We start from the raw sequence: 7,556 nt of genomic DNA on the forward strand, positions 1-7,556 counted from the left end.
GACGGGGCTCCTGCTCGCGGGGTACCCCGGCCGGCGGACGGAACTCCGGCTCGTGGGGTACCCCGGCCGGCGGACGGGACTCCCGCGCGGGGGGTGCCGCGGTTGCCTGATGGGACTCCGGCTCATGGGTTTCCGCGGTTGCCCGACGGGGCTCCTGCTCGCGGGGTACCCCGGCCGGCGGACGGAACTCCGGCTCGTGGGGTACCCCGGCCGGCGGACGGGACTCCCGCGCGGGGGGTACCCCGGTTGCCTGACGGGACGCCTGCGCAAGGGGTGCCGCGGGCCCGTGGTGGGCATCCCGAGCAGCGTGAATCCGGCGGGGGCTGGGGCGAGTTGCGCGGGCGGACCGGTGTGGGGCACGGGGTTGCCCCGGGGCCGGCCGCCGCTGGTCCCGGTGCCGCCCTGCCGCGGCAGCGGCCCGTGCCGCGCGGCGGCCCTCGGCAGGACTACCTCGACGCCTTCGACGCCGACGCCGATGCCGACGCCGATGTGTTCGCGCCCCGCACCGAGCCCGGCCTGCGGCACACGGAACCGTACGCCCCCGCCGCCCCCGTGGCGGGCGAGCCCGACGAGGACGACGAGCCCCCGACCGGCCCGCCCGCGCCCGCCAAGGGCGCCAAGGGCCGGGCGTTCACCGGGATCGCGGCCGCCGCCGTCACCACCGTGCTCGCGGTGATCGTGGCCGGGCAGGTCACCGACGGCCGCGACGACGCCGAAGCGCAGCCGCGGTCCACCACCGACCAGGCGCGCGACGCCCGGGACCCCGCCTCGCGCGCCGACGGCCGCACCACCGCGTCCGCGTCGCCGGACGTGGTCACGCTGACGTACGGGCAGAAGATGGACAAGAAGTACCCGCTCGGTGCCACGCTCAAGGCGTCGGGCAGGTTCGAGGCGATCCCCGGCATCGCCAAGGCGCCGGGCACGGGCCGGAAGTACACCTACCGCGTGGACGTGGAGCAGGGGCTCGGCCTGGACGGTGAACTCTTCGCCCAGGCGGTGCAGAAGACGCTCAACGACCGCCGCAGCTGGGCCCACGGCGGCGCCCGCACCTTCGAGCGCATCCACTCGGGCGAGCCCGACTTCGTCATCACCCTCGCCAGCCCCGGCACCACCGCCGAGTGGTGCGCCAAGTCCGGTCTTGACACCACCGAGGACAACGTCTCCTGCGACTCGGCCGCCACCCAGCGCGTGATGATCAACGCCTATCGATGGGCGCAGGGCAGCCCGACGTACGGCGAGGAGATCCACGCCTACCGGCAGATGCTCATCAACCACGAGGTGGGCCACCGGCTCGGCTACGGCCATGTCACCTGTGACAAGGACGGACAGCCGGCGCCCGTCATGCAGCAGCAGACCAAGTTCCTCGACCATGACGGAATCCACTGTCTGGCCAACCCCTGGCCCTACCCCGGAAGTTGACCGGTGTCGCTACTGTCACATTGACATGTGCAGATTGTTCGTTCATATTTCTGCGCATGTGGACCTGCCATGCCGTCACCTCTCGCGCCGCCATCGAGCTGGCGCTGATCGGCGTGACCGCGCTCTGCGTGGCCGACATCCACTGTCGCTGACGCCTGCCCCTGGCGTTCGCGTCGCGACCTGACCCACCATTTTCCTGACCCGTGCCGACGGCACGGATCTTCTCGACGACCCGGCGCCGGGGTGGACGTCTGTACAGATGCGTCTCACCCCTTGTGCATCTGTCTCGCCATTCGAGAAATCCTCGACATCAACCGAGAGGTCGTCATTCCGATGCGTCATCCGTCCCTCACAGCGCGCCGCTTGGCAGCGGCAACCGTCGGCCTGGTCGTGGCAGCGGGCGCCGCCGCCTGCGGCCCGGACGACAACGATGCCAAGGGGTCGAGTGGCGACTCCGCGCCGCACAAGGGCGGCACCCTCACGGTCCTCAACTCAAGCCCGCAACAGAACTTCGACCCCGCCCGCCTCTACACCTCCGGCGGCGGCAACGTCCCGTCCCTGGTCTTCCGCACCCTCACCACCCGCAACCGGGAGAACGGCGCGGCCGGCGCCGAGGTCGTCCCCGACCTCGCCACCGACACCGGGCGCCCCAACAAGGACGCGACCGTGTGGACGTACACCCTGAAGAAGGGACTCAAGTACGAGGACGGCACCCCGATCACCTCGGCCGACATCAAGTACGGCATCGAGCGCTCCTTCGCCCCCGAACTCTCCGGCGGCGCCCCGTACCTGAGGGACTGGCTGGCCGGCGCGGCCGACTACCAGGGGCCGTACAAGGACAAGAAGGGGCTGGCGGCGATCGAGACGCCGGACGACCTGACGATCGTCTTCCATCTGAACAAGCCGGAGGGCGAGTTCCCCTATCTGGCCACCCAGACGCAGTTCACGCCCGTCCCGAAGGACAAGGACACCGGCGCCAAGTACGAGGAGCACCCCGTCTCGTCCGGCCCCTACAAGGTCGTCAAGAACGAGAACGACGGCGAACACCTGGTCCTGGAGCGCAACCCGCACTGGTCCGCCGCCACGGACGCCGAGCGCAAAGCCAACCCGGACACCATCGACGTGCGCTCCGGGCTCGACTCCTCGGTGATCAACCAGCGGCTGTCGGCGTCCCAGGGCGCGGACGCGGCCGCCGTCACCACGGACACCAACCTCGGCCCGGCCGAACTCGCCAAGGTCACCGGCGACAAGGAACTCGCCGCGCGTGTCGGCACCGGCCACTTCGGCTACACGAACTACCTCGCGTTCAACCCCACGGTCAAGCCGTTCGACGACCCGAAGGTGCGGCAGGCGATCTCCTACGCCATCGACCGCTCATCCGTGATCAACGCGGCCGGCGGTTCGGCCCTCGCCGAGGCCGCGACCACCTTCCTGCCCGACCAGAAGTCCTTTGGCTACACGCCGTACGACCTGTTCCCGGCCGGTGAGACGGGCGACCCCGCCAAGGCCAGGGAACTGCTGAAGGAGGCGGGACACCCGAACGGGCTGACCATCACCCTGACCCATTCCAACAGCAAGGACTTCGAGACCAGCCCGGAGATCGCGACCGCCGTCCAGGACGCGCTCAAGAAGGCCGGCATCACGGTCAAGCTCCAGGGCCTGGAGGAGAACGACTACTCGGACAAGATCCACAACGTGAAGACCGAGCCGGGTTTCTTCCTCGCCCACTGGGGTGCCGACTGGCCCTCCGGCGGCCCCTTCCTCGCCCCGATCTTCGACGGCCGCCAGATCGTCAAGGACGGCGCGAACTTCAACACCGGCCTGCTCAATGACAAGTCGGTCAATGACGAGATTGACGCGATCAACAAGTTGACCGATCTTGACGCCGCCGCCAAGAGGTGGGGCGCACTGGACAAGAAGATCGGCGAACAGGCCCTGACCGTGCCGTTGTTCCACCCCGTCTACAAGCGTCTGTACGGCAAGGACGTCAAGAACATCGTGATCAGCGACTGGACCGGAGTCCTCGACATCTCGCAGGTCGCGGTCAAGTAGGCCGAGCGGATCAGCACAGTCATGAGCGAGACCTCAACGGTCTCCCGGACCGCCGGGACGGACACCACCGTCCCGGCGGCCTCCGGGGCCCGTCAGTTCTGGCGGCGGCTGCGCACGCAGCGCGCCGCCCTCGGCGCGGCGGTCGTCGTCGCGCTGCTCGTCCTGATCGCGCTCGCCGCGCCGCTGCTCACCGCCGTCGAGGGCCAGGACCCGACCACCTACCACCCGGCGCTGGTCGACTCCGCCCGCGGCGGCGTGCCCGTCGGCCCGTTCGGCGGGATCAGCGGCGACCACTGGCTTGGCGTAGAACCGCAGACCGGGCGCGACCTGTTCGCGCGCCTGGTCTACGGGGCGCGCGTGTCACTCGGGGTCGCGCTGACCGCGACCCTGGTGCAGGTCCTGATCGGGGTCGCCGTGGGCGTCGCGTCCGCGCTCGGCAACCGATGGGTTGATCAACTGTTGAGCCGGGCCACCGACATCATCGTCGCCATGCCGCTGATGATCATGGCTCTGGCGCTGCTCGCGATCGTCCCGTCGACCTTCCCGCGGCCCGTCCTGGTCACCCTGGTCATCGGCCTGATCGCCTGGGGCAACATAGCCAAGATCGTGCGCGCCCAGACGCTCGGTCTCAAGGGGCTCGACCATGTAGCCGCCGCCCGGCTCAGCGGCTGGGGGCCCTGGCACGTCGCCCGGCGCGAACTGCTACCCGGACTCGCCGCGCCCGTCATCACGTACGCCGCCCTGCTCGTGCCCATGAACATCTCCGTCGAGGCGGCCCTGTCCTTCCTCGGTGTCGGCGTGAAGCCGCCGACGCCCTCCTGGGGGCAGATGCTCACCTCGGCCGACGTCTGGTACCAGGCGGCACCGCAGTACCTGCTGCTCCCGGCCGGTGCCCTGTTCGTGACCGTGCTCGCGCTGACGGTCCTCGGCGACGGCGTGCGCACCGCGCTCGACCCGCGCGCGGCCTCGCGGCTGCGCGTCGGCACGCGCCGCGGGCGCGCGGCCGGGTCCAGCCGTAAGAGCGGCAGCGGACCCGGCGACGCGACCGGCAACGGGACCGGCCGCGCGAGCGGCACCCAGGACGCCGACGGGCGCGGGCACGCCGACGGTGCCATCGAGAAGGAGGGATCCGCATGAGCGGCTTCGGCGGCTTCGTCCTGCGCCGCGCCGTCGGCACGGTCGTCACCCTGCTCGCCATCTCGGTGATCGTCTACGTCGTCTTCTACGCCACCCCGGGCAACGTCGCCCAGATCACCTGCGGCCCGCGCTGCTCCCCGGAACAGGTGCAGCAGGTCGCCCAGCAGCTCAGGCTCGACGACCCTCTGTACGTGCGCTACGGCCACTTCCTGCAGGGGCTCGTCGCCGGCCAGGACTTCTCGACCGGCACTTCGGTCGAGCACTGCCCGGCGCCCTGCCTGGGGCTCTCGTACCAGACCGGCCAGCAGGTCATGGACGTCATCCTGGCCAAGCTGCCCGTCAGCCTGTCGCTGGTGCTCGGCGCGATGGTGCTCTGGCTCGTGCTCGGCGTCGGAACCGGCGTGCTGTCGGCCTGGCGGCGCGGGCGGATCTCCGAGCGCCTGCTGACCGCCGTCACCCTCGCGGGCACGGCGACCCCCGTCTTCGTCATCGGCCTCGTGCTGATGATCGTCGTCTGCGGCGAACTGAGCCTGCTGCCCTTCCCGCAGTACGTCGCCCTCACCGACGACCCCGAGCAGTGGGCCTGGAACCTGCTGCTGCCGTGGCTGTCGCTGGCCCTGATCGAGGCGGCCGTGTTCGCCCGGCTCACCCGGGCGGCGATGCTGGAGACGCTCGCGGAGGACCACATCCGCACCTTCCGCGCCTATGGCGTGGGGGAGCGATCCGTCGTCGGCCGGCACGCGCTGCGCGGCGCGCTGGCCCCCGTCATCGCGCTGAACGCCAACAACGTCGGCTCCGCCGTCGGCGGCGCCGTGCTCACCGAGACCCTCTTCGGCCTGCCCGGCATCGGCCAGGAACTGGTGCACGCCGTCAACGTCGTCGACCTGCCGGTGGTCGTCGGCATGGTCCTGGTCATCGGTTTCTTCGTGGTCATCGCCAATGCCGTCGCGGACGTGCTGTACGCGGTGGCCGACCGACGGGTGGTGCTCGCATGAGCCTGGTGGACGTCAGGGACCTCACGGTCGAGTTCGGGCCCCTGCGGGCCGTCGCCGGGCTGTCCTTCCGGCTGGCGCGCGGCGCCGCGCTCGCCCTGGTCGGCGAGTCCGGCTCCGGCAAGTCCACGGTCGCGAACGCCCTGCTGGGCCTGCACCGGGACACCGGCGCGCGGGTCGGTGGGTCGGTCCGGGTCGCCGGGACCGATGTGCAGCGGGCCTCCGACGAGGAACTGCGGCGCCTGCGCGGAGGTAAGGCCGCCATGGTCTTCCAGGACCCGTTGTCGTCGCTCGACCCGTATTACGCGATCGGCGACCAGATCGCCGAGGTGCACCGGGTGCACGCGCGCGTGTCCCGGAGGGCGGCACGTGCGCGTGCCGTCGAGGTCCTGGACCGGGTGGGGATCCCGGACGCCCGGCGCAGGGCCCGGTCGCGCCCGCACGAGTTCAGCGGCGGCATGCGCCAGCGCGCACTGATCGCCATGGCGCTGGCCTGCGCGCCCGACCTGCTGATCGCGGACGAGCCGACCACCGCGCTGGACGTGACGGTCCAGGCGCAGATCCTCGACCTGCTCCACACGCTGCGCGCGGAGACCGGGATGGGGCTGCTGCTCGTCACCCACGACGTGGGCGTCGCCGCCGAGAGCGTCGACGAGGTGCTGGTCATGCGGCACGGCGAGGCCGTCGAACACGGCCCGGTCGGCACCGTCCTCGCCACGCCCGCACAGGAGTACACCCGCGAACTGCTCGCCGCGGTGCCGCGCGTGGACGAGGCTCGGGCGGCTGCGGCTGCGGCTGCGGCTGCGGCTGCGACTGTGGCTCGGGCGGAGGCGGCCCCGGCCGATGTGGCTCGGGCGGGCGCCGGGCGGGGGGAGGCGCCGCGCGCGGAGGCGTCGGATGCCGTGGCGCCGGGCGTCGAGAGCGCGGCGCGCGTCGCAGGTGCGTCGGGCGGAGGCTCGCGCGTGGCCGGTGAGGTCGTCCTGGAGGCGGCCGGTCTGCGGCGGGTCTTCGGGCGCGGCAAGCGGGCGTTGACCGCCGTGGACGACGTCTCCCTCACGGTCCGCAGAGGCGAGACCCTCGGCATCGTGGGGGAGAGCGGCAGCGGCAAGACGACCCTCGGCCGCATGCTCGTCGGCCTGCTGGAGCCGACGGCGGGCGAGATCCAGTACGCGGGCCGCCCGCACACCGGGGTGAACCCGGCCGTGCAGATGGTCTTCCAGGACCCCGTCTCCTCCCTCAACCCCCGCCGCAGCGTGGGCGAGTCCATAGCCGACCCGCTCCGCGCACGGGGGAGGGACGAGGAGCACATCCGGGGGCGCGTACGCGATCTGCTGGAGCGCGTGGGGCTCGAAGGGGCGCACTACGACCGCTACCCGCACGAGTTCAGCGGCGGCCAGCGCCAGCGCGTGGGCATCGCACGGGCGCTCGCCGCCGACCCGCGCGTCATCGTCTGCGACGAGCCGGTCTCCGCGCTGGACGTCACCACCCAGGCCCAAGTGGTCGCCCTGCTCGCCGAATTGCAGCGGGAACTGGGGCTGGCGCTGGTCTTCGTCGCACACGACCTCGCCGTGGTCCGCCGGGTCAGCGACCGGGTCGCGGTGATGCGCCGGGGCCGGGTCGTGGAGACCGGCCCCGCCGACGACGTGTACGACTCCCCGCAGGATCCCTACACCCGGCAACTCCTGGCCGCGGTGCCCGCTCTCGACCCCGAGGTCGCGGCCCGCCGCCGGGCCGCCCGCCGGGAGCTGGCCACGGCATGACGTTTCGTGTCCGTGTGATCTCTTAGCGCGACAGAACGCGATTCGCACGCGAAAGTTACGGCCGTTCACCCCTTTTGGTGGCGCGACGGACAACCGTCCGTCGCCCCCCCCCCCCCTGACCGTAACAGAGTGGCCCCCTGTTCCGCCCGGGCCCACCCCGGCCCCCCCAAAGGGGCTCGGGGGGGGGCCCCCGGGC

At 71.9% G+C, this 7,556-nt stretch carries 6 protein-coding genes; all 6 read left to right on the plus strand.

Translation table 11 applies throughout. The features are described 5' to 3' along the window. Nucleotides 1-1,419 (plus strand): DUF3152 domain-containing protein (locus ACFYTE_RS02470; protein ID WP_388703756.1); only part of this gene is annotated, 1,419 nt, incomplete at its 5' end. 56 nt (nt 1,420-1,475) lie between these two features. After that, on the plus strand, nt 1,476-1,571 hold the full coding sequence (locus ACFYTE_RS02475) for an Ms4533A family Cys-rich leader peptide (protein ID WP_351729326.1): 96 nt from the start codon (nt 1,476-1,478) through the stop codon (nt 1,569-1,571). Nucleotides 1,572-1,752: 181 nt separating this feature from the next. Further along, nucleotides 1,753-3,471, plus strand: a complete 1,719-nt coding sequence (locus ACFYTE_RS02480) for an ABC transporter substrate-binding protein (protein WP_388703759.1) — start codon at nt 1,753-1,755, stop codon at nt 3,469-3,471. Between the two features lie 21 nt (nt 3,472-3,492). Beyond that, on the plus strand, nt 3,493-4,608 hold the full coding sequence (locus tag ACFYTE_RS02485; protein ID WP_388703762.1) for an ABC transporter permease: 1,116 nt from the start codon (nt 3,493-3,495) through the stop codon (nt 4,606-4,608). After that, entirely contained in the window at nt 4,605-5,603 is a 999-nt protein-coding gene (locus ACFYTE_RS02490) for an ABC transporter permease (RefSeq protein WP_388703764.1), read from the plus strand. The genes ACFYTE_RS02485 and ACFYTE_RS02490 overlap by 4 nt, the downstream gene beginning before the upstream one ends. After that, a complete protein-coding gene (locus ACFYTE_RS02495; RefSeq protein WP_388703766.1) occupies nt 5,600-7,360 on the plus strand; it encodes a dipeptide ABC transporter ATP-binding protein in 1,761 nt (586 codons plus the stop codon). The genes ACFYTE_RS02490 and ACFYTE_RS02495 overlap by 4 nt, the downstream gene beginning before the upstream one ends. The last annotated feature ends 196 nt before the right edge of the window (nt 7,361-7,556 follow it).

Source organism: Streptomyces sp. NPDC004629, from assembly GCF_042873595.1.
Lineage (GTDB): Bacteria > Actinomycetota > Actinomycetes > Streptomycetales > Streptomycetaceae > Streptomyces.